This window comes from Duganella sp. BJB476 (assembly GCF_003416895.1).
Lineage (GTDB): Bacteria > Pseudomonadota > Gammaproteobacteria > Burkholderiales > Burkholderiaceae_D > Rugamonas.
The window spans coordinates 51,383-71,664 of the sequence record NZ_QVIO01000008.1; the positions used below are offsets into that span (position 1 = coordinate 51,383).

At 64.4% G+C, this 20,282-nt stretch carries 17 protein-coding genes; 11 read left to right on the forward strand and 6 right to left on the reverse strand.

Annotated features, from left to right (window positions below):
* Nucleotides 1-4 precede the first annotated feature (4 nt).
* Nucleotides 5-187, reverse strand: a complete 183-nt coding sequence (locus D0T21_RS32570) for a lipoprotein (RefSeq protein ID WP_229211644.1) — start codon at nt 185-187, stop codon at nt 5-7.
* Nucleotides 188-226: 39 nt separating this feature from the next.
* Here D0T21_RS32570 and cyaY point away from each other — a divergent pair, with 39 nt between their 5' ends.
* Nucleotides 227-559: an iron donor protein CyaY gene (gene cyaY, locus D0T21_RS26065; RefSeq protein ID WP_116992786.1), complete on the forward strand. Its 333-nt coding sequence runs from the start codon at nt 227-229 to the stop codon at nt 557-559.
* Here the strand turns inward: cyaY and D0T21_RS26070 are convergent.
* Both D0T21_RS26070 and D0T21_RS26075 read right to left on the reverse strand, forming a co-directional pair.
* Nucleotides 543-926, reverse strand: a complete 384-nt coding sequence (locus tag D0T21_RS26070; protein WP_116992785.1) for a hypothetical protein — start codon at nt 924-926, stop codon at nt 543-545. The genes cyaY and D0T21_RS26070 overlap by 17 nt on opposite strands.
* A 68-nt stretch (nt 927-994) precedes the next feature.
* A complete protein-coding gene (locus tag D0T21_RS26075; protein ID WP_116992784.1) occupies nt 995-3,349 on the reverse strand; it encodes a penicillin-binding protein 1A in 2,355 nt (784 codons plus the stop codon).
* 339 nt (nt 3,350-3,688) lie between these two features.
* Between D0T21_RS26075 and D0T21_RS26080 the strand changes: the two genes are divergently transcribed.
* Genes D0T21_RS26080 through D0T21_RS26120 form a run of 9 tightly spaced genes read left to right on the forward strand, consistent with a single transcriptional unit; the run spans nt 3,689 to nt 14,438 of the window.
* Nucleotides 3,689-4,765: a pilus assembly protein PilM gene (locus D0T21_RS26080; protein WP_116992783.1), complete on the forward strand. Its 1,077-nt coding sequence runs from the start codon at nt 3,689-3,691 to the stop codon at nt 4,763-4,765.
* Nucleotides 4,765-5,418, forward strand: coding sequence for a PilN domain-containing protein (locus D0T21_RS26085; protein ID WP_116992782.1), 654 nt, complete (start codon nt 4,765-4,767; stop codon nt 5,416-5,418). The genes D0T21_RS26080 and D0T21_RS26085 overlap by 1 nt, the downstream gene beginning before the upstream one ends.
* Nucleotides 5,419-5,420: 2 nt before the next feature.
* Nucleotides 5,421-6,089 carry a type 4a pilus biogenesis protein PilO gene (locus tag D0T21_RS26090; RefSeq protein ID WP_116992781.1) on the forward strand — a complete coding sequence of 223 codons (669 nt, stop codon included), beginning with the start codon at nt 5,421-5,423 and terminating at the stop codon, nt 6,087-6,089.
* Nucleotides 6,086-6,631, forward strand: coding sequence for a pilus assembly protein PilP (locus D0T21_RS26095; protein ID WP_116992780.1), 546 nt, complete (start codon nt 6,086-6,088; stop codon nt 6,629-6,631). The genes D0T21_RS26090 and D0T21_RS26095 overlap by 4 nt, the downstream gene beginning before the upstream one ends.
* Nucleotides 6,628-8,820 (forward strand): type IV pilus secretin PilQ, encoded by a 2,193-nt coding sequence (pilQ, locus tag D0T21_RS26100; protein WP_116992779.1) that lies wholly within the window; start codon nt 6,628-6,630, stop codon nt 8,818-8,820. The genes D0T21_RS26095 and pilQ overlap by 4 nt, the downstream gene beginning before the upstream one ends.
* Nucleotides 8,821-8,863: 43 nt before the next feature.
* On the forward strand, nt 8,864-11,134 hold the full coding sequence (locus D0T21_RS26105) for an Ig-like domain-containing protein (RefSeq protein WP_116992778.1): 2,271 nt from the start codon (nt 8,864-8,866) through the stop codon (nt 11,132-11,134).
* Nucleotides 11,135-11,146: 12 nt separating this feature from the next.
* Nucleotides 11,147-12,790 (forward strand): bifunctional shikimate kinase/3-dehydroquinate synthase AroKB, encoded by a 1,644-nt coding sequence (aroKB, locus tag D0T21_RS26110; protein WP_116992777.1) that lies wholly within the window; start codon nt 11,147-11,149, stop codon nt 12,788-12,790.
* 12 nt (nt 12,791-12,802) lie between these two features.
* Nucleotides 12,803-13,939: a deoxyguanosinetriphosphate triphosphohydrolase gene (locus D0T21_RS26115; RefSeq protein ID WP_116992776.1), complete on the forward strand. Its 1,137-nt coding sequence runs from the start codon at nt 12,803-12,805 to the stop codon at nt 13,937-13,939.
* Nucleotides 13,940-13,994: 55 nt separating this feature from the next.
* Nucleotides 13,995-14,438, forward strand: a complete 444-nt coding sequence (locus D0T21_RS26120; protein WP_116992775.1) for a hypothetical protein — start codon at nt 13,995-13,997, stop codon at nt 14,436-14,438.
* Here D0T21_RS26120 and mutY read toward each other — a convergent pair.
* Genes mutY through mutM form a run of 3 tightly spaced genes read right to left on the reverse strand, consistent with a single transcriptional unit; the run spans nt 14,435 to nt 18,354 of the window.
* Nucleotides 14,435-15,565: an A/G-specific adenine glycosylase gene (gene mutY, locus D0T21_RS26125; protein ID WP_116992774.1), complete on the reverse strand. Its 1,131-nt coding sequence runs from the start codon at nt 15,563-15,565 to the stop codon at nt 14,435-14,437. The genes D0T21_RS26120 and mutY overlap by 4 nt on opposite strands.
* 14 nt (nt 15,566-15,579) lie before the next feature.
* Complete coding sequence (locus D0T21_RS26130) at nt 15,580-17,508, reverse strand: dynamin family protein (RefSeq protein WP_116992828.1); 1,929 nt, start codon at nt 17,506-17,508, stop codon at nt 15,580-15,582.
* 12 nt (nt 17,509-17,520) lie between these two features.
* The gene (gene mutM, locus D0T21_RS26135) at nt 17,521-18,354 is read right to left on the reverse strand and encodes a bifunctional DNA-formamidopyrimidine glycosylase/DNA-(apurinic or apyrimidinic site) lyase (protein ID WP_116992773.1); all 834 of its coding nucleotides are present in this window, start codon (nt 18,352-18,354) and stop codon (nt 17,521-17,523) included.
* 145 nt (nt 18,355-18,499) lie between these two features.
* On the opposite strand from mutM, the gene D0T21_RS26140 reads away from it, so the two are divergent.
* Nucleotides 18,500-20,281, forward strand: coding sequence for a tetratricopeptide repeat protein (locus D0T21_RS26140; RefSeq protein WP_116992772.1), 1,782 nt, complete (start codon nt 18,500-18,502; stop codon nt 20,279-20,281).
* Nucleotide 20,282: the final 1 nt, after the last annotated feature.

Here is a 20,282-nt window from a genome sequence, read left to right on the forward strand (position 1 = left end):
AGAATTATTGTTGGGGTACTGGAGTGGATGGAACCGGGGCAGCTTCAGTGCTCTTGGCAGGCTTGGCCGGTGGAGCCTTGGGCAGGTACAGCGGGCCGGGTTGGCCGCAGCCGCTCAACAAGACGGTCAGGCACAGGGCGGTTATGCCGCAAACTGGGCCGATAAATAAACGGAATGTGGACTTCACGATAAAATCATGGATTGACTATAGATACTGGAGTGTAGCATGGGCGAATCAGAATTCCTGGCGCAGGCCGAGGCCACCCTTACCGCCATCGCGGCCGCGCTGGACCGTCTGAACGACGAAGACATGCTCGACGTCGAGTGCAGCCGCAGCGGCAACGTGCTGGAAATTGAGTTTATCGACAATGGTTCCAAGATCATCGTCAACAGCCAGGCCGCGATGCTGGAGCTGTGGGTGGCCTCCCGTTCGGGCGGCTACCACTACAAGCAGAAGGACGGCAAGTGGCTCAATACCCGCGACGGTTCCGAGCTGTTCACGTCGCTGTCCGAGATGGTCAGCGTGCAGGGCGGCAGCCCGGTCAGGCTGGAACAATAAGGTTCGCGGGCTTGGCTGAGTCGCGGCACTGCTCGATATGGTTGTCCACCTTGGGGAAGAACGTTACGGGTTCGCAAAGCGTGCCCGGAGGTGAAATCTTGCACAGGCCGACAATCAGAAAATCGCTGATCGCCCGGGAGCAGGCCGGATAGCGTTCCAACTGGTCACCGCTCCAGCCACTGAAAAACAGCTGCACACGGTCGAGTGCCGGGCCAAAATAGGCGCGGTCCTTGTCCGCCACGGCTTTGTCCATCTGCGGAAGCTCGGTGTCCAGAAACGCCACCGCCTCCGTGGCAAATGTACTCTCATCCGCAGCGGAGGCGGACAGCGCACAGAGCAAGGCAATAAAAGCAAACAAAAACTTCATAGATCTTCCTGAAAATGGACTGTCAATAAACAAGGAGCCTTGCGGCCCCTTGCTTGTGCTTCAGCTTTTTAGAACAGCTCGTTCTTGACGGCGTCCTTGGCTTTTTCCTCGGCCGGCGTGCCGTGCGAGGCGCCGTCGATGTTATGCACGCCGGTGCCCGGCGGATTCTCCGCGTAGTAGTACTCGTCGCCCACCAGCATCACGCCTTCCGGCACCGCCCGCTCCTCGATCGGGATATTCTTCAGCGCCTTCTGCATGTAGCTGATCCAGATCGGCAGCGCCAGGCCGCCGCCGGTTTCCTTGTTGCCCAGGTTCTTGGGCTGGTCGTAGCCGATCCAGGCGATGCCCACCAGATGCGGCTGGTAGCCGGCGAACCAGGCGTCGATCGAATCGTTGGTGGTGCCGGTCTTGCCCGACAGGTCGGGACGCTTGAGCACCAGCGCCTTGGTCGCCGTGCCGAAGCGCACCACGTCTTTCAACATGCTGTCCATCAGGAAGGCGTTGCGCTCGTCGATGACACGGTTCTTCTCGTCGCCGGCCTTGTCCGGATTGGCTTGCGACAGGACCTTGCCGTCCGCGTCGGTCACCTTGGAAATCAGGTAAGGGCTGACCTTGTAGCCGCCGTTGGCGAACACCGCGTAAGCGCCGGCCATCTGCAGCGGCGTGACGTTGCCCGCGCCCAGCGCCAAGGTCAGGTAGGGCGGGTTCTTGTCGGCGTCGAAGCCGAAGCGGGTGGTGTATTCCTGGCCGTACTTGGCGCCGATCTTGTGCAGGATGCGGATCGAGATCATGTTCTTGGACTTGGTCAGGCCGCGTCGCATGGTCATCGGGCCTTCGTACTTGCCGTCGTAGTTCTTCGGCTCCCAGGCCTGGCCGCCGGTCTGGCCGGCGTCGAACGAGATCGGCGCATCGTTGATGATGGTGGCCGGCGACAGGCCGCGCTCCAGCGAAGCCGAATAGATGAAGGGCTTGAACGACGAGCCCGGCTGACGCCAGGCCTGGGTCACGTGGTTGAACTTGCTACGGTTGTAGTCGAAGCCGCCCACCATGGCCTTGATGGCGCCGTCGTGGGTGTCGGCCGCGACGAAGGCCGATTCGATCTCCGGCAGCTGCGTCACTTGCCAGTCCTTACCCTCTTGCATGACACGGATCACCGCGCCGCGACGGATGCGCTTGTTCGGCGCGGCCTTGTCGGACAGCCACGAGCGGCCCATCTCCAGCCCCGGCCCGGTGATCTTGATTTCCTCGCCGGTGGCGGTGACGGCGGTGATCAGCTGCGGCGTGGCGGCCAGCACCATGGCGGCCACGATGTCGTCGCTGTCCGGGTGGTCGGCCAGTTCGGTCTCGACCGCGTCGTCCGCCTCTTCCTTGTTCTGCGGGATGTCGATGTAGGCTTCCGGGCCGCGGTAGGCGTGGCGCTTCTCGTAGTCCATCACGCCCTTGCGCAGCGCCAGGTAGGCGGCGTCCTGGTCGGCCTTGGTGATGGTGGTGAAGACGTTCAGGCCGCGCGTGTAGGTGTCCTCCTTGAACTGCTCGTACACCAGCTGGCGCGCCATCTCGGCCACGTACTCGGCGTGCACGCCGAACTCGCTGCTGTCGGTCTTGACCTTCAGTTCCTCGGCCTTGGCGGTTTCATATTGCTTGTCGGTGATGTAGCCGAGGTCGTGCATGCGTTGCAGGATGTACTGCTGGCGGGTGCGCGCGCGCTTCGGGTTGACCACCGGGTTGTAGGCCGACGGCGCTTTCGGCAGGCCGGCCAGCATGGCCGCTTCGGCCACGCTAATGTCTTTCAGATTCTTGCCGAAATAGATTTGTGCGGCCGACGAGAAACCATAGGCGCGCTGGCCCAGGTAGATCTGGTTCATATACACCTCGAGGATCTGGTCCTTGCTGAGGTTCTTCTCGATCTTCCAGGCCAGCAGCACCTCGTAGGCCTTGCGCTTGAGCGTCTGTTCGCTCGACAGGAAGAAGTTGCGGGCCACCTGCTGGGTGATGGTGGAGGCGCCCTGCTTGGCGCCGCCGGTGGCGTTGTGCACGGCCGCGCGCAGGATGCCGGTGTAGTCGACGCCGCCGTGCTCGTAGAAGCGGTCGTCCTCGATCGCCAGCACGGCCTTCTTCATCACATCGGGGATGTCCTTGATGCGCACCAGGTTGCGGCGCTCCTCGCCGAACTCGCCGATCAGCACGTTATCGGCCGAGAAGATGCGCAGCGGCATTTTCGGCCGGTAGTCGGTCAGCGTGTCGAGCTCGGGCAGGTTGGGGTAGGCCATCGCCAGGCCGAACACCACCAGCAGCAGCCCGACCAGTCCCAGTCCGACCACGGACAGGCCGGCCAGCAGGAAGAAACGGGATGCGGGTTTGCCTTTGGAGGAAGCGTCGGGCGGATTCGATGGTGGAGGTGCCGAATTGGAAGAAGAAGCCATGCAGTTCGATCTTTCTGTTATGTATGCGGGCCATTATAAGCGAGCGGCAAGTGCCACGGCGCGCGCTGCCAGACGTCAGGGATTTTTGCTTGTAAGTAACAAAACAACTGAGTTGTTTTTGAGGCTACAGGGTGTCAAAAAAGTGTGGTGAAACCCTCACACCAAGGCAATTGTGCACAATAGAAATACCTTTACACTTGTATAGGCAGGATTTAATGTACGGTCTTACATAAGCAGTCTAAACGCTGGTTTTCAAACGAGTTCCTAAATGCAAACTGTTCGAATGTTGATTCGGCGGCAAAGAAGCACGGGCGCCAGCCATGGCGCCGGGAGGCTCGTATGATCGATATCAAGGCGTTGCTGGGGCAGGGTAATCCGCCGCTGGTGGGCATCGATATCAGCACCTCCAGCGTGCGCCTGGTCGAGCTGGCCCAGGGCGGCAAGGGCGAATACCGGCTGGAACGCTATGCCGCCGAGCCGCTGCCGCGCGGCGCCGTGGTGGATGGCAATATCGAAAACATGGATCAGGTGGTCGACGCCGTGCGCCGGGTCTGGAAGAAAAGCGGCACCCGCACCAAGCTGGTCGCGCTGGGCATGCCGCCCGCTTCCGTCATCACCAAGAAAATCATCCTGCCTGCCGGCATGTCGGAAGACCAGCTGGAAGTGCAGGTCGAATCCGAGGCCAGCCAGTACATCCCGTTCGCGCTCGACGAGGTCAGCCTGGACTTCGACGTCATCGGCCCGGCCGCCAATTCGCCGGAAGACATCGAAGTGATGCTGGCCGCCTCGCGCCGCGAGAAGGTCGAGGACCGCGTCGCCATCGCCGAAGCGTCCGGCCTCAAGGCCACCGTGATGGACATCGAATCCTACGCCGCCCGCGCCGCGCTGGACCGCGTGACCGCCCAGCTGCCCGAAGCGGGCGCCGGCCAGGTGGTGGCGCTGTTCCAGGTCGGCGCCCAGGTCACCCATATTTCCGTGATGCTGGACGGCGTCACCGTCTACGAGCGCGAGCAGCCCTTTGGCGGCAACGCGCTGACCCAGGACATCGTGCGCTCCTACGGCATGAGCTTTGACGAGGCCGAGACGCGCAAGAAATCCGGCGACCTGCCCGACAATTACAGCGCCGAGCTGCTGTCGCCCTTCCTGGAAAGCGCGGCGCTGGAAGTGACGCGGGCGATCCAGTTCTTCTACACCTCCACCCCCTACACGCGGGTCGACCAGCTGTTCCTGGCCGGCGGCTGCGCGCTGCTGCCGGGCCTGCTGGAACTGGTGGCCAGCCGCACCAAGATCTCCAGCGCCGTGATCTCGCCGTTCAAGGGCATGCAGCTGGCCGCCTCGGTGCGCGAGTCGCAGCTGCGCAGCGACGCCCCGGCCTACCTGGTGGCCTGCGGCCTGGCCATGCGGAGGTTCGGCTGATGATTAAAATCAACCTGCTGCCGCACCGCGAGGAAAAGCGCAAACAGAAAAAGGCGGCCTTCTTCGCGCTGCTGGCGCTGGGCGCCATCGTCGGCGTCGGCGTGGTGCTGCTGGTGGGCGGCTACAACGCCCGCGAAATCTCCATCCAGAACGAACGCAACCACGTGATCAAGACCGCGATCTCCGGCCTCGACAAGAAGATCGCCGAGATCGCCACGCTGAAGCAGGAAATCGAAGCGCTGAAGGCGCGCCAGCAGGCGGTGGAAGACTTGCAGGGCGATCGCAACCAGCCGGTCTACCTGCTCGACGAGCTGGTCAAGCAGATCCCGTCCGGCGTCTACCTCAAGGGCTTCAAGCAGGAAGGCCAGAAAGTGGCGATCGGCGGTTATGCGCAGTCGCAGGAGCGGGTCTCCGAATTGCTGGGCAACCTGGCCGGCGTCTCGCCGTGGCTGGAGCGGCCGGAGCTGGTCGAAGTGAAGTCCACCGGACTGGGCCAGGGCAAGACCGCCAAGAAGGTGGTGGAGTTCAACCTGTCGGTCAACATCAAGCGCCCGCGCGACAAGGATGCTGCCGCCTCCAGCGCCAAGGGCAAGCCCGCCGGCGACGCCCCGGCCGCCGGCCCGTCGCCGGCCAAGAGCCAGGAGCGCGGATAACCATGGCCAAGCTGAATCTCAATCTGATGGGCGCGCAACTGGCCGACCAGTTCCGCAACCTCGGCGACCGCCATCCGGGCCAATGGCCGCTGGCGCCGCGCGTGCTGTGCAGCCTCGGCGTGACGGCGGCGGTGGTGGTGGCCGGCTACTTCGGCTACTGGAGCTCGCAGTTCGACGAGCAGGAAGCCGGCGCCCAGGCCGAAATCAAGCTGCGCGACGAGTACAAGTTCAAGACCTCGCAGGCGGTCAACCTGGACGCGCTGCGGGCACAGAAAGTGCAGGTCGACCAGTACGTCGACCGGCTGCAGAAACAACTGCCGAGCAAGGCCGAGATGGACGCGCTGCTGAAGGACATCGGCCGCGCCGGCACCGGCAGCGGCTTGCAGTTCGAGTCCTTCAAGCCGGCGCAGGTGGTGGTCAAGGACTACTACGCCGAACTGCCGATCGACATCCGCGTCACCGGCAGCTACCACGACATCGGCGCCTTTGCCGGCAACATGGCCAACCTGTCGCGCATCGTCACGCTCAACAACATGAGCCTGAACACCGGCAAGGACGGCGTGCTGACCCTGGATGCGGTGGTCAAGACCTTCCGCTACCTCGACCCCGAGGAGGTCAGCGCCCAGCGCAAGGCCGCCGCCGACAAGAAAAAGGCGGCGAAAAAATCATGAGAACCCTGATCCCCGCGATGCTGCTGGCCCCCGTGCTGGCGCTGCTGGCCGGCTGCGGCGACAGCGACGTGCAGGAAGTGCGCGCCTGGATGAAGCAGGTCGATTCCCAGGCCAAGGTGGCGGTGCCGCCGCTGGCCGAGCCCAAGACCTTCATCCCCTTCGCCTACGCCCAGGCCGAGGCGATCGACCCCTTCAATCCCAACAAGCTGCTGGCCGAGCTGGCCAAGGCCTCGGCCAAGGGCAGCAACGGCATCAAGCCGGACACGGAGCGGCGCAAGGAATTGCTGGAGAGCTTCCCGCTCGACACCGTCAAGATGGTCGGCACCGTGCAGCAGAAAGGCGTGCTGTACGGACTGCTGCAGGTCGACCGCAACCTGCACCATGTGATCGTCGGGCAGCACGTGGGCCAGAACTTCGGCCTGATCACCGCCATCAGCGACACCAGCGTCAGCGTCAAGGAAATCGTACAGGATGCGGGCGGCGATTGGGTCGAACGCATGTCCAAGTTGGAACTGCAGGAAAGCAAGGAGAACACCAAATGACCGCTCACATCACGCCCCGGCGCGCCCTGGCCGTCGCCAGCTGGATGCCGGTGCTCGCTTTTGCCTTCGCCATGCAACTGGCCGGCGTCGTCCACGCCCAGGCCGCGCCGGAGGCGCCGCCTTCCAACGCCATCGAAGCGATCACCGCCAACCAGCAGGGCTCGAACGTGATCGTCAAGATCGCGCTGAAGAACGCGCCCGGAAAATTGCCGATCGGCTTCGCCATCACCAATCCGCCGCGCATCGCGCTGGACTTCGGCGCCACCTCCAACGCCACCGGCAAGACCGTGCAGGAGCTGAGCCTGGGCGACCTGCGTGGCGTCAACGTGGTGCAGGCCGGCGAGCGTTCGCGCCTGGTGTTCAACCTGAAGCGCAGCCTGAACTACGCCACCGCCATCGACGGCAACGCCGTGATCCTGACCATCGACGGTTCCGGCGGCCTGGCCCAGGCGGTCGACGCCCGCGGCTTGCCGGTGGCGGCCGCCACGCCAGCCGCGCCGGCCGGCCGTCAACTGCTGCGCGACATGGACTTCCGCCGCGGCGCCAACGGCGAGGGCCGGGTGGTGGTCGACCTGCCCAACAGCCAGGTGGCAGTCGACGTGCGCCAGACCCCGACCGGCGTGGTGGTCGATTTCCTCAAGACCGGCGTGCCGGAAAGCCTGCGCCGCCGGCTCGACGTCGGCGACTTCGGCACCCCGGTGGCGCTGGTCACCACCGTGCCGCAGGGCGACAACACGCGCATGACGATCGAGGCGCGCGGCCTGTGGGAACAGACCGTCTACCAGAGCGACACCCAGCTGGTGATCGACGTCAAGCCGATCAAGGAAGACCCGAACAAGCTGACCCAGGGCACCCAGGGCTATCGCGGCGAGAAGCTGTCCTTCAATTTCCAGAACGTCGAAGTGCGCGCGGCCTTGCAGGCGATCGCCGACATCTCCGGCCTGAACATCATCACCAGCGACAGCGTCAGCGGCAACCTGACCCTGCGCCTGAAGGAAGTGCCGTGGGACCAGGCGCTGGACGTGGTGTTGCAGGCCAAGGGCCTGGACATGCGCAAGAACGGCTCGGTGCTGTGGATCGCGCCCAAGGAGGAACTGCTGACCAAGGAAAAGCTGGAGCTGGAGCAGCGCGCCCAGATCGCCGACCTTGAACCGCTGAAATCCGAGATCTTCCAGCTGAACTACCAGAAGGCCGACGCCTTCAAGACCGTGTTCGGCCTGGAAGGTGGCAGCGGCGACGGCAAGAACCGCATCCTGTCCAAGCGCGGCAGCGCCATCATCGAGCCGCGCACCAACCAGCTGTTCGTCACCGACATCGCCTCCAAGCTGGAGGATATCCGCAAGCTGATCGCCAAGACCGACATCGCCTCCAAGCAGGTGCTGATCGAGGCCCGCATCGTCGAGGCCAGCGACACCTTCACCCGCAACCTCGGCGCCAAGCTGGGCTTTTCCGACCTGCGCACCCAGCGCGGCGGCGACTCCGGCTACCAGCTCGGCACCAGCAACACCCGGGTCGCCATCGGCGGCAACATCAACGGCGTGGGCGAGGTGACCGGCCAGATCAAGGCCTCCGACGCCAGCTACAGCAACAGCCAGTTCATCAACCTGCCGGCCGGCGCCATCAACGGCGCCGCCGCCGGCAACCTGGCGGTCAGCCTGTTTTCGTCGGCCGCCAACCGCTTCCTCAACCTGGAACTGTCCGCGCTGGAAGCGGACGGCACCGGCAAGATCATCTCCAGCCCGCGCGTGATCACGGCCGACAAGGCGATCGCGCTGATCGAGCAGGGCATCGAGCTGCCCTACCAGGTGGCCACCAGCAGCGGCGCCACCTCGATCATGTTCCGCAAGGCCAACCTGCGGCTGGAAGTGACGCCGCAGATCACGCCGGACGGCAACGTCGTCATCGACGTCGACGTCAACAAGGACAGCGTCGGCCAGGAAACCCGCGCCGGCTTCGCCATCGACACCAAGCACGTCAAGACCCAGGTCATGGTCGAGAACGGCGGCACCGTGGTGCTGGGCGGCATCTACCAGCAGACCGAGCGCAACACCACCGACAAGGTGCCGCTGCTGGGCGACGTGCCGGTGCTCGGCTATCTGTTCCGCAGCAACAGCCGCACCAACGACAAGACAGAATTGCTGGTCTTTATCACGCCCAAGATCGTCGCCGAACGGCTGTCGACGCGCTGATCAAGTGTTCAAGAACACGTACTTCGTTTAACTAGGATCTGACATGATATACGCGCTCCCCTCGGGCCTGGCCCAACCCATACTCCGCAGCGGCCGCTGGCTGGTGGCGCTCGGCGTCGCCGCTGCGCTGGCCGCCTGCGGCGGCGGCGGCGGCTCGCCCGGCAGCACCGGCGATGGCACGACGCCGCCGCCGGTCGTCAGCAAGGTGGCCACCGTGACCCTCAAGGCCGACCCGGCCACCATCGATTCGTCCGGCGTCGCCGGTACCGAGGTGACGCTGACGGCCATCGTCAAGGACGCCAACAGCAACGCTCTGGCGGGCGAGACGGTGGCATTCAAGGCCAACGCCGGCATCATCACCAACACCAACCGGATCACCAACACCAACGGCGAGGTGGTGGAAAAACTCAGCATCAAGGATAGCCCGACGGCGGGCGATATTACCCTCACCGCCAGCGTCGGCACGGTGACCTCGACGGCGATCGTGGTCAAGGTGGTGACGGCGATGCCGACGCTGACGCTGACCTCCAACCCCGGCGAGCTGGCGTCGTCCGGCGCGGCCGGCAGCGAAGTGACGGTGTCGGTGGTGGTCAAGGATTCGTCCAACAACGTGTTGCCGGGCGTCGCGGTGGCGCTGCAGGTCGACTCGGGCAACCTGGTCTATGCCACCCGCGTCAGCGACGCCAACGGCCGCGTCACGGCCAAGCTGGACCGGGGTAGCGATCCGACCTCGCGCACCGTCACCGTCACCGCGTCCGCCGCCGGCGCCCAGACGCAGACGCTGCCGATCAAGGTGACCGGCAACAAGCTGAGCATCAACAACAGCAGCTCCATCAAGGTCGGCGCCGCCACCGACGTCACCGTCAAGCTGGTCGATTCGGCCGGCAGCGCGCTGCCTGGGCAGGCGGTCACCTTCAGCGCCGGCGGCGCCAACCGGCTCAGCGTCAAGGGCGGCGGCACCGCCATCACCGATTCCAGCGGCCAGCTGGTGCTCAGCTATACGGCGCAGACGGCCGGCACCGACGCCATCGTGGTGCGTTCGGCCGGCGAGATCGCCAACGCCTCGATCGTGGTCAGCGCCACCAACTTCACCGTCAGCGGCGTCGACGGCGCCGGCGCACCGCTGGCGCTCACCAACATCAACAGCTGCCAGAAGGTGGCGGTCCACAGCGACATCGGCGGCGTGCCGCAGACAGGCGGCGTCACGCTCAACACCTCGCGCGGCGCCATCTACTCCGACGTCGGCTGCGCTACCGCCACCAGCGCGCTGACGCTGGTGAACGGCAACGCCATCGCCTATGTGCGCGCTGTCAATCCCGGCATAGCCACGCTGACCGCCACCTCCAGCGTCACCGGCCTGGCGACCCAGGGCTTGCTGGAGTTCGTCGCACCGTACACGGCGTCGGCGATCGTCAGCATCCAGGCCGACCCTGCGGTCATCGGCGTCAACGCCAACGGCAGCACGGTGCAGCAATCGACGCTGCGCGCCACCGTGCTCGACGGCACATCGGAGAACAACCTGGTCAAGAACGCCGTGGTCAACTTCTCCTTCGTCAGCGACCCGAGCGGCGGCACCTTGACGCAGCCATCGGTGGTCACCACCGGCGCCGACGGCACCGCCTCGGTCAGCTACATCGCCGGCCCCAACGACACCAAGCTGAACGGCGTGGTGGTCCAGGCCCAGCTGCAGGGTGTGTCGAACGCCACCGGCCAGGTCCAGCTGACCGTGGCCCGGCGGGCCGCCTCGATCAGCGCGGGCACCGGTAACACCATCGGCGTGCCGAGCTCGACCAGTTACCAGCTCGACTACGCGGTGACCGTGACCGACGCCGCCGGCAACCCGGCCGCCGGCATCAAGCTGACCAGTTCGGTGCGCCCGCGCTACTACTACAAGGGCCAACTGTACTTTGTCGGCACCACCGGCCCGTGGGTGCTCGACCTCTCCGGCGCCAACCCGCTGCCGCTCGCCTGCGCCAACGAGGACGTCAACAGTGATAACATCATGCAGCCGGGCGAAGACCTGAACCAGGACGGAACATTGACTCCGGGCAACGGTACCGTCGCCGTGACACCGACCGCGACCACCGACGTCAACGGCCAGGCCGTGGTGTCGCTGACGTATGCGCGCGACCACGCCAACTGGATCGATGTGGTGCTGACCATCCGCGGCCAGGTGTCGGGCACCGAGGCGCTGTATACTACCCACACCAGGCTGCCCTATTTGGGGACCGACTTCACGACGGTGGGGACGCCGCCGCCGGGCCGGTACAGTCCGTACGGCATCGACGTGACGTCCTGTACCAATACAAATTAATACCGGGGTTCAATGCAAAATGTGTTTCTAGTCGGCCTGATGGGGGCAGGAAAAACCACCATCGGCCGCATCCTGGCGCGCAAGCTGGGACTGAAGTTTGTCGATTCCGACCACGAGATCGAGGCCCGCACCGGCGCCTCGATCCCGTGGATTTTTGAAATCGAGGGCGAACAGAGCTTCCGGCGACGGGAGGCGGACGTGATCCGCGAGCTGACCGCCCAGCCCGACCTGGTGCTGGCCACCGGCGGCGGCGCCATCCTGAATCCGGACAACCGCGCCTACCTGCAGCAGCGCGGCACGGTGATCTACCTGCGCGCCACCGTCAACAGCATCCTGCAGCGCACCGCGCACGACAAGAACCGGCCGCTGTTGCAAACGGCCGATCCGCGCAAAAAACTCGAAGAATTGATGGCGATCCGTGATCCTTTGTACATGGAAATTGCCGATATCGTCATCGATACCGGCCGACCTAACGTACAATCGATGGTTCAATCCATCCTGACCCAGCTGGAAACCCGGGCTTGCGTAGCCTCGCCCAACTGCGTCACACAAGCCGAACCATCGATGAACGAAGAATCCACCATCCTGTTAAATGTCGAGCTGGGCGAGCGCAGCTATCCCATCTCGATCGGCCCGGCGCTGCTGCAAGACGGCATGCTGCTGGCCCGTCACGTCAACGGCGACAAGGTCGCCATCGTCACCAACACCACCGTCGCACCGCTGTACCTGGAGCGCGTCGAGGCCGGCTTGCGCCAGGCCGGCAAGCAGGTCACGTCCATCGTGCTGCCGGACGGCGAGGAGCACAAGAACTGGTCCAGCCTGATGCTGATCTTCGATGCGCTGCTGGCCGCCAAGGCCGACCGCAAGACCACGCTGATCGCCCTGGGCGGCGGCGTCATCGGCGACCTGACCGGCTACGCGGCCGCCAGCTATATGCGCGGCGTCGATTTCATCCAGGTGCCGACCACCTTGCTGTCGCAGGTCGATTCCTCGGTGGGCGGCAAGACCGGCATCAACCATCCGCTGGGCAAGAACATGATAGGCGCGTTCTACCAGCCGCGCGCGGTGATCGCCGATACCTCGACCCTGGAAACCCTGCCGGCGCGCGAGCTGTCGGCCGGGCTGGCCGAGGTCATCAAGCACGGCGCCATCATCGACGCCGCCTTCTTCGACTGGATCGAGGCCAACATCGGCAAGCTGATGGCGCGCGACAAGGGCGCGCTGGCCTACGCCATCGCCCGCTCGTGCGAGATCAAGTCCGACGTGGTGCGCCAGGACGAACGCGAAGGCGGCCTGCGCGCCATCCTGAATTTCGGCCACACCTTCGGCCACGCCATCGAGAACGGCCTGGGCTACGGCGAGTGGCTGCACGGCGAAGCCGTCGGCTGCGGCATGGTGATGGCGGCCGACCTGTCGCACCGCATGGGCCTGGTCGACGCGGCCACCGTGGCGCGCATGCGTGCGCTGGTGGTGGCCGCCGGCCTGCCGGTCAAGGCGCCCGACCTGGGCACCGAGCGTTGGCTGGAGCTGATGGAGGTCGACAAGAAGAACGAGGGCGGCGCCATCAAGTTCATCCTGCTCAAACCGCTGGGTGCGCCAAGCATCACCAACGCGCCGCAAGAGCTGCTGCTGGCCACGCTGGCCGCCAGCATTTAAGCGGGGAGCGCCATGCTGCCCGACGAATTCCTCGCCCCCTACGCGGCCCATTCGGCGGGCGGCGTGGGGCGCCGCTTCGACGAAACGGCGCACGCCTCGCGCAGCCAGTTCCAGCGCGACCGCGACCGCATCATCCATTCCTCGGCCTTCCGCCGGCTGGAATACAAGACCCAGGTGTTCCTCAACCACGAGGGCGACCTGTTCCGCACCCGGCTGACGCACAGCCTGGAAGTGGCGCAGGTGGGCCGCTCGCTGGCGCGCAACCTGCGGCTGAACGAAGACCTGGTGGAAGCCATCTCGCTGGCGCACGACCTGGGCCACACGCCGTTCGGCCACGTCGGCCAGGACGTGCTCAACGAATGCATGCAGGACCACGGCGGCTTCGAGCACAACCTGCAAAGCCTGCGCGTGGTCGACGAGCTGGAAGAACACTACGGCGCCTACAACGGCCTGAACCTGATGTTCGAAACCCGCGAGGGCATCCTCAAGCACTGCTCGCTGAACAATGCGCGCTTGCTGGGGCCGGTGGCGCAGCGCTTCATCGACCGCACCCAGCCGTCGCTGGAGGCGCAGCTGACCAACCTCGCCGACGAGATCGCCTACAACAGCCACGATATCGACGACGGCCTGCGTTCCGGCCTGATCACCATCGAGCAGCTGGAGCAGGTGGAGTTTTTTGCGCGGCTGTGGCGCGATGTGCAGGTGACCTTCCCTGGCTTGTCTGGCCGCCGCGCGATCTATGAAACCTTGCGCCGCCTGATCACCGCGCTGGCCGACGATCTGATCGCCACCTCCAGCGCGCTGCTGGCCGACGCCGCGCCCAAGAGCATCGACGAGGTGCGCGCGGCGCCGCCGCTGATACGCTTCTCCGATCCGATGCGCAAGGACGCGACCGAGCTCAAGCGCTTCCTGCGCGAGAATCTCTACCGTCACTACAAGGTCAACCGCATGCGGGTCAAGGCCAGCCGCATCGTGCGCGAGCTGTACCATGCCTTCATGGCCGAACCGGTGCTGCTGCCGCCGGATTACCAGGACAAATCGGGCGACGTTGGCAAGCAGGCGCGCAAGATCGCCGACTACATCGCCGGCATGACCGACCGCTACGCCATCCGCGAACACCGCCGCCTGTTCTCGCTCGACGAGCTTTGAGTGGGCTCAATCGTGCGGTCTTGAGCACCAACAGTGTTCGGCGCATGATGGCTCGATGGACGAGCAAATCACCCAACTGGATCGGCGCCTGACCTCGGTCGAGGTCGAGGTTGCCTCGCTTGCAGCGGAGGCGTTGGCGGCACGCGGCCAGTCCGTTACCAAGGAAGACATGGCAAAACTGGACGGCCGGGTCGCCGTCATCCAATCCAATTACGCGACGAAGGAAGACTTGGTCCAGTTGGAAGCTCGCGTGACTGTAATTCAGTCCAACTACGTGACGAAGGAGGATGTGGCACTGCTGGAAGCGCGGGTCGCCGTGATTCAGTCCAATTACGTAACGAAAGAGGATCTGGCCGCAGTGGACAGTAAGCTCTGCGAAAAAATTGCCGCGCTAAGGTTGGATATCTCCGAGCTTGAGAGCCGCATGGTGCGCTGGTCCTTCGCTACCATCCTCACCGTTTCCGGCGTGGTGGTGGCGGTCGTCAAGGTCTGGCCTTAAAACATCCTTTGCTGCGCGGCCTTGCTGTCGCCTACCAGTTCCAGCAGCAGTTTCTTGATCGGCGCCGGTAGCGGGGCGTCGGGGATTTTGGCGGCGTCGTACCAGACGTGGCCGGATTCGGCGGCCATCGTCAGGCGGCGCGCCAAGGTCACGCGGTAGGGCGCGATGTGCAGCTTGTAGTGGGTGAACACATGCGTCACCGTCGACAGCCGCTCGTGCGATTCCATCTCGCCGAATTTGCTCACCGCCAGCATCAGCGCGGCATCATCGACTGCTTCCACTTCATCGTCCTCGGCCAGCAGATGGCCATCCAACTCCGGCAGCGACAACAAACCGCCCCAGATGCCGCTTGGCGGACGCTGCTCCAGCAGCACCTGGCCGCCGTCGATAATCGCCAGCATCACCGCATGCTTTTCCGGGCTGGCCTTCTTCGGCTTGCGCACCGGCAGATCCTTGGTGCGGTTGCTGGAAAACGCCACGCAGCGCGGCTGCATCGGACAACGTTCGCACGACGGACTGCTGCGCGTGCACAAGGTCGCACCCATGTCCATCAAGCCCTGCGTGTACGATTCGATGCCTTGCTCAGGCAGCAGCGCCTCGGCGCGGCGCCACATCGCCTCCTCGGTCTTGCGCTCGCCGGGATAGGTGTCGATGCCGAACACGCGCGCGAACACGCGCTTGACGTTGCCGTCCATGATGGCCGCCCGCGTGCCGCTGGAAAACGCCGAGATCGCCGCCGCCGTCGAACGGCCGATGCCGGGCAAGTCCGCCAACAGCAGCGGATCGGACGGAAACACGCCGTCATACTCCGCCACCACGCGCTGCGCGCACTTGTGCAGGTTGCGCGCGCGAGTGTAGTAGCCCAGGCCGCTCCACTGCGCCATCACATCCTCGACCGGCGCTGAAGCCAGATCGCGCAGGGTAGGGAAGCGTTCCAGGAAGCGCGCGTAATAACCCAGTACCGCCGACACCTGCGTCTGCTGCAACATGATTTCCGACAGCCAGATCAGATACGCATCGCGCGTGTTCTGCCACGGCAGCACATGGCGCCCATGCACTTTTTGCCAGCCGATCAGATCGGCCGAAAAACTGGGATCTGCAAAATTCTCTACTGCTACAACTTTCATTCTTTTCCTAAACTCTAAGCTGCGGCGTCCAGCGCCACGAATTCCGCGTTGATGGCGATGCTGATCTGCCCCGCCAATTCATTGAGCCGCGCCTTCTGCGCCTCCAGCTCCTGCTGGCTGCCTTCAAACGCGTCGATTTTCTGTTCCAGGCTGTCGGTCGCATCGTGGATGCGCTGGATCGACGCCAGCCGGTGTTTCAACTGATCCTTATGCTGGCGGATCTGTGCCTCCAGCGGCGCCATGATCACCTTCAGCCAGGCCTCCGCATCGTTGTTGGCGGCGCGGAAGCAGCCGCGCACGCGCGAGGCGATGGTGTCGAAGAACTTCTCCATCAACACCACGCGGCTGGTGGTCAGCAAGGTCGCCGTGCCGAACTGCTTGTAGTAGATCGCCTCGATGGACGCGATCTCCTCGCGGTAATGCTCCAGCGAAAACGGCATCGGCAAGGCCAGGGTCAGCCCATGCTCGTTGGAGAAGCGGCGGTACATCACGCCCATCATCTCGCTGATCTCCACGGTCTTGTGCTCGGCCGCGTCGAGGCTGGCGCGGATGCGTTCGAAGTAGTTGCGCACCGCCTCGCGCACGCCGGTGAAGAAGCGGCTGCGCTGCATCTCCTGGCGCACCTGTTCGATATCGTCGCGCACGATGTCCATGCCCATGTTGGTGTACAGCTCGGTGGACAGGCGCGTGAACACGGCGCGCGTGGCCTGCAGCTTGAACAGGCTGGCGTCGAACTCTTTTTTCTCGACGTCGATGCGGCGCATCATGTGGGCGATCACGCTTTGGTTCTTGCCGCGCAAACCCTTCAGCTCATGCAGCTGTTCGACCACGCCGCGGCTGCGCGCGTTCACCATCGCCAGCTGCGCCGCGCTCAGCGCCTGCAATTCCTCGCTCAGCTGCTTGCGCACGATTTCCTTCTTGGCCGGAATCAGCTCGTTGAACAGCGCGCCTTCCAGCGTCTGCAGGCGGCTGCGCTCCAGCAGCGCCGGGTCCTGGTTGATCTTGGCCACCAGCGCCTTCTGCGCCGACACCGGGAACACCTGGCGCGGCTCCAGCGCCAGCACGTGCGCCACGTTGGCCTGCTGGCGTTCGATCTCGATATTGATCTCGGCCTCGCTGCGCAACTCGTCCCACATGCTGTCGATCTTGTTGAGCACCACCAGCCGCCCCGCGCCGGCGCCGATGTGGTTGCGCCAGACTTCGATATCGCTCTTGGTCACGCCGGTGTCGGCGGCCAGGATGAACAGCACCGCGTGCGCGTTCGGGATCAGGTTCAGCGTCAATTCCGGCTCGGTGCCGATGGCGTTCAGGCCCGGCGTGTCGAGGATCACCAGGCCTTGCTTCAACAGCGGATGCGGGAAGTTGATGATCGCATGGCGCCACAGCGAAATCTCGACCAGGCCGGCATCATCCAGCGTGACCGGCATGTCGGGATCGTCCTCGTCGTACAGGCCGTAGCGCTTGGCTTCCTCCACCGGCACGTGGCGCGTCATGCTGACCTGCTTGAACACCTCGTGCATGTCGGCGCCGGCGTCCAGGTTCAGCGGCAGCACGGTCCAGGCGGCGGGCTGGTCGCGGTAATCGCTGGTGGACAGGTTCTCGGCCCGCGTCTCGATCGGCAGCAGGCGGATCGACGGCGCGAAGCTGGCGTCGTACATCAACTCGGTCGGGCACATGGTGGTGCGGCCGGCGGCGGACGGCAGGATGCGTTGGCCGTAGTCGGCAAAGAAAATGGCGTTGATCAGCTCCGATTTGCCGCGCGAGAATTCGGCGACGAAGGCCACCGACAATTTATCGTCGGCCAGCCGCGCCAAGGTGCGCACGATGCGCTGGTCGGTGGCGGCGTCGGTCAGGGACGCGCCAGCAACCCAGGATTGATAATCTTTCAACGCCGTGACGACGCCTTGCCGCCAGGCGCTGTATTGCTCGAAATCCCTGACCATCATGTTCTGCCCTTATTTTTGGCAATTCACACAGTAGAACGTGGACCGTTGCCCCTGCTTGATCTGCCGTATCGGCGCCGCGCATACCTTGCAGGGGACGCCTGCACGATCATAGACGAAATAACTCTGCTGAAAATACCCGGATTGTCCGTTGACGCTAATAAAATCGCGCAGCGTGCTGCCGCCCTGGACGATGGCCTCGGCCAGGATCTCGCGCACGGCCTGCGCCAGCTTGTCGTAGCGGGCCAGACTGATGCGTTTGGCCGGCGTCTTCGGGTTGATGCCGGCGCGGAACAAGCTTTCCGAAGCATAAATATTGCCGACGCCGACAACGATATCGCCCGCCAGCAGCACCTGCTTGACGGGCGCGCTGCGCTGCCGGGTTTGATCGTACAGCAATTTGCCGCTGAAGCCAGCCTCCAGCGGCTCCACGCCCAGTTCGCGCAGCAGCACGTGGTGTTCCAGCAGGCCGTCGGCGTCGTCGTGCCACAGCACGGCGCCGAAGCGGCGCGGGTCCTTCATGCGTAGCACGCGCAGGCCGTCCGGAGTCTCGACCACGAGATCAAAATGATCATGTTTTTCCGGCTCGATATCGGACGGCATGATCCGCAGGTGGCCCGACATGCCGAGGTGGATGATCAGCGTGCCATGGTCAAAGTGCAGCAGCAGGTATTTGCCGCGGCGGCCGGTGCGCAGCACCTGGTGGCCGGCCAGCAGCTGCGGCAGCTGCGCCGGAAACGGCCAGCGCAAGCCTTCGCGGCGCAGCACCACCTGATGCACGGTGCGTCCCTCGATATGCGGCGCAACGCCGCGCCGGGTGACTTCAACTTCTGGTAATTCTGGCATCTGGCTCGCAAACAGTCGAAATAATGAGGCGGCTGACTCTGGTCGTGGCGGAATATTTGGTTACACTAGTCAAAAGACGCAATCGGTGTGTTGCGCGTAAAATCCGATGCATCTGTACCTTTTGCCGACTTGCCAGGATCTTCCCTTGAAAAACGCTTTCGCCATTGTAACCCTCTCCGCCTTGCTGTCCGCGTGCGCCGTCGCGCCGCAAAAAGAGGCGGAGTCCGCCACTGCGGCGCCAGCCGACGCGGCTGCGGAGAGTCCTGCGCCGGTTGTCGCCGCACCGGCGCCGGCCGCGGAGGTATTGCCCGATGTCGAGCTGACCAGCGATATGCTGTTCCGCATCACCAAGGCCGAGCTGGAATTCAAGCAGGGGCAGTGGCAGGGCGCCTACATCACCATGCTGGCGCTGGCGCAGCAAACGCGCGATCCGCGCCTGGCGCGCCGCGCCGCCGAAATGGCGCTGACCGCCAAGCAGGGGCCGGAAGCGCTGTCGGCCATCCGCCTGTGGCGCAGCCTGGCGCCGGACTCGGACGAGGCCACCCAATACTTCCTCGGCTTCGCCGTCGTCAACGACGACCTGGGCGAAGCGGAGCAGATCTTTGTCGAACGCCTGAGGGCCGCGCCGCTGCAGGCGCGTCCGCTGGCCATGTTCCAGATGCAGCAGTTCCTGCTGCGCGCCAAGGACAAGAGCGCCGCCTTCGCACTGGAAGACCGCGTGCTGGCGCCGTACAGCGGCACGCTGGAAAGCCATTTGATCCTGGCGCAGGGCGCTTTCGCGCTGGGCGACAACGAGCGCTCCCGCGCCGAGGCGGAACAGGCGCTGCAAATCAAGCCCGATTCCGAGTTGGCCATCCTGACCACGGCGCAGGTGTCCGGCGACATCGACACCGCGTTGAAGGTGCTGTCGACCTTCCTGGACAAGTATCCGAAATCGCGTGAAGTGCGCGCCGCCTATGCCCGCATCCTGGCCGACGCCAAGCAGACCGAACCCGCCCGCAAGGAATTCCTGACCCTGCTGAAAGACCAGCCGGACAACCTGGCCACGCTGTACGCGCTGGGCGTGATGTCGATGCAGTCCAACGACATCCCCAACGCGGAAAAATACTTCACCGATTTCATCAAGGTGCTGGCCGACCATCCGAGCGACGAGCGCGACCCGTCCAAGGTGCTGATGATACTGTCGCAGATCGCCGAGCAGCGCAACGACTTCGACGCCGCCTACAACTGGCTGGACAAGGTCGACGGCGCCGATGAAAAAATCTACCTGGCCGCGCGCATGAAGATGGCGCAGCTGACGGCCCGCAAGGGCAATGTCGACGAAGCCCGCAAGCAGCTGGCCGAGCTGAAGCCGTCCGAGGCGGTCGACCAGGCGCAGATCTTCCAGGCCGACGCGCAAATCCTGCGCGACGCCGGCGACAACCGTGCCGCCTACACGGTGCTGGAAAACGCCGTCAAGCGCTATCCGGACAATCCCGACCTGCTGTACGACTTCGCGCTGGTCGCCGAAAAGCTGGGCCAGGTGGAGCTGATGGAAAAGGCGCTGCGCCAGGTGATGATCGCCGCGCCCGACAACCAGCACGCCTACAACGCGCTGGGCTACTCGCTGGCCGAGCGCAACGAGCGTTTACCGGAAGCCTACTCACTGATCGACAAGGCCATGAAGATGGCGCCGGGCGATCCCTTCATCATGGACAGCATGGGTTGGGTGCAGTACCGCATGGGCAACCTGAACGAAGCGGAAGCCTTGCTGCGCCGCGCCTACGCCTTGCGCGGCGATCCTGAAATCGCCGTCCACTTGGGCGAGGTATTGTTCGTCAAGGGCGACAAGACCGGCGCCCAGCAGATGTGGCAGGAAGCGCAAACCAAAGACCCGAAGAACGACGCGCTGAAAAGCACGCTCGCCCGTTTGAACCAAAGCCTGTAAG

What these genes read in the sequence shown, in the direction of transcription:
- D0T21_RS26095 (WP_116992780.1), top strand. Translation starts at nt 6,086, where the DNA reads ATGAGAACCCTGATCCCCGCGATGCTGCTGGCCCCCGTGCTGGCGCTG.
- mutM (WP_116992773.1), bottom strand. Translation starts at nt 18,354, where the DNA reads ATGCCAGAATTACCAGAAGTTGAAGTCACCCGGCGCGGCGTTGCGCCG.
- D0T21_RS26130 (WP_116992828.1), bottom strand. Translation starts at nt 17,508, where the DNA reads ATGGTCAGGGATTTCGAGCAATACAGCGCCTGGCGGCAAGGCGTCGTC.
- D0T21_RS26075 (WP_116992784.1), bottom strand. Translation starts at nt 3,349, where the DNA reads ATGGCTTCTTCTTCCAATTCGGCACCTCCACCATCGAATCCGCCCGAC.
- D0T21_RS26090 (WP_116992781.1), top strand. Translation starts at nt 5,421, where the DNA reads ATGGCCAAGCTGAATCTCAATCTGATGGGCGCGCAACTGGCCGACCAG.
- aroKB (WP_116992777.1), top strand. Translation starts at nt 11,147, where the DNA reads ATGCAAAATGTGTTTCTAGTCGGCCTGATGGGGGCAGGAAAAACCACC.
- D0T21_RS26115 (WP_116992776.1), top strand. Translation starts at nt 12,803, where the DNA reads ATGCTGCCCGACGAATTCCTCGCCCCCTACGCGGCCCATTCGGCGGGC.
- pilQ (WP_116992779.1), top strand. Translation starts at nt 6,628, where the DNA reads ATGACCGCTCACATCACGCCCCGGCGCGCCCTGGCCGTCGCCAGCTGG.
- D0T21_RS26105 (WP_116992778.1), top strand. Translation starts at nt 8,864, where the DNA reads ATGATATACGCGCTCCCCTCGGGCCTGGCCCAACCCATACTCCGCAGC.
- D0T21_RS26120 (WP_116992775.1), top strand. Translation starts at nt 13,995, where the DNA reads ATGGACGAGCAAATCACCCAACTGGATCGGCGCCTGACCTCGGTCGAG.
- D0T21_RS26085 (WP_116992782.1), top strand. Translation starts at nt 4,765, where the DNA reads ATGATTAAAATCAACCTGCTGCCGCACCGCGAGGAAAAGCGCAAACAG.
- cyaY (WP_116992786.1), top strand. Translation starts at nt 227, where the DNA reads ATGGGCGAATCAGAATTCCTGGCGCAGGCCGAGGCCACCCTTACCGCC.
- D0T21_RS26080 (WP_116992783.1), top strand. Translation starts at nt 3,689, where the DNA reads ATGATCGATATCAAGGCGTTGCTGGGGCAGGGTAATCCGCCGCTGGTG.
- mutY (WP_116992774.1), bottom strand. Translation starts at nt 15,565, where the DNA reads ATGAAAGTTGTAGCAGTAGAGAATTTTGCAGATCCCAGTTTTTCGGCC.
- D0T21_RS26070 (WP_116992785.1), bottom strand. Translation starts at nt 926, where the DNA reads ATGAAGTTTTTGTTTGCTTTTATTGCCTTGCTCTGTGCGCTGTCCGCC.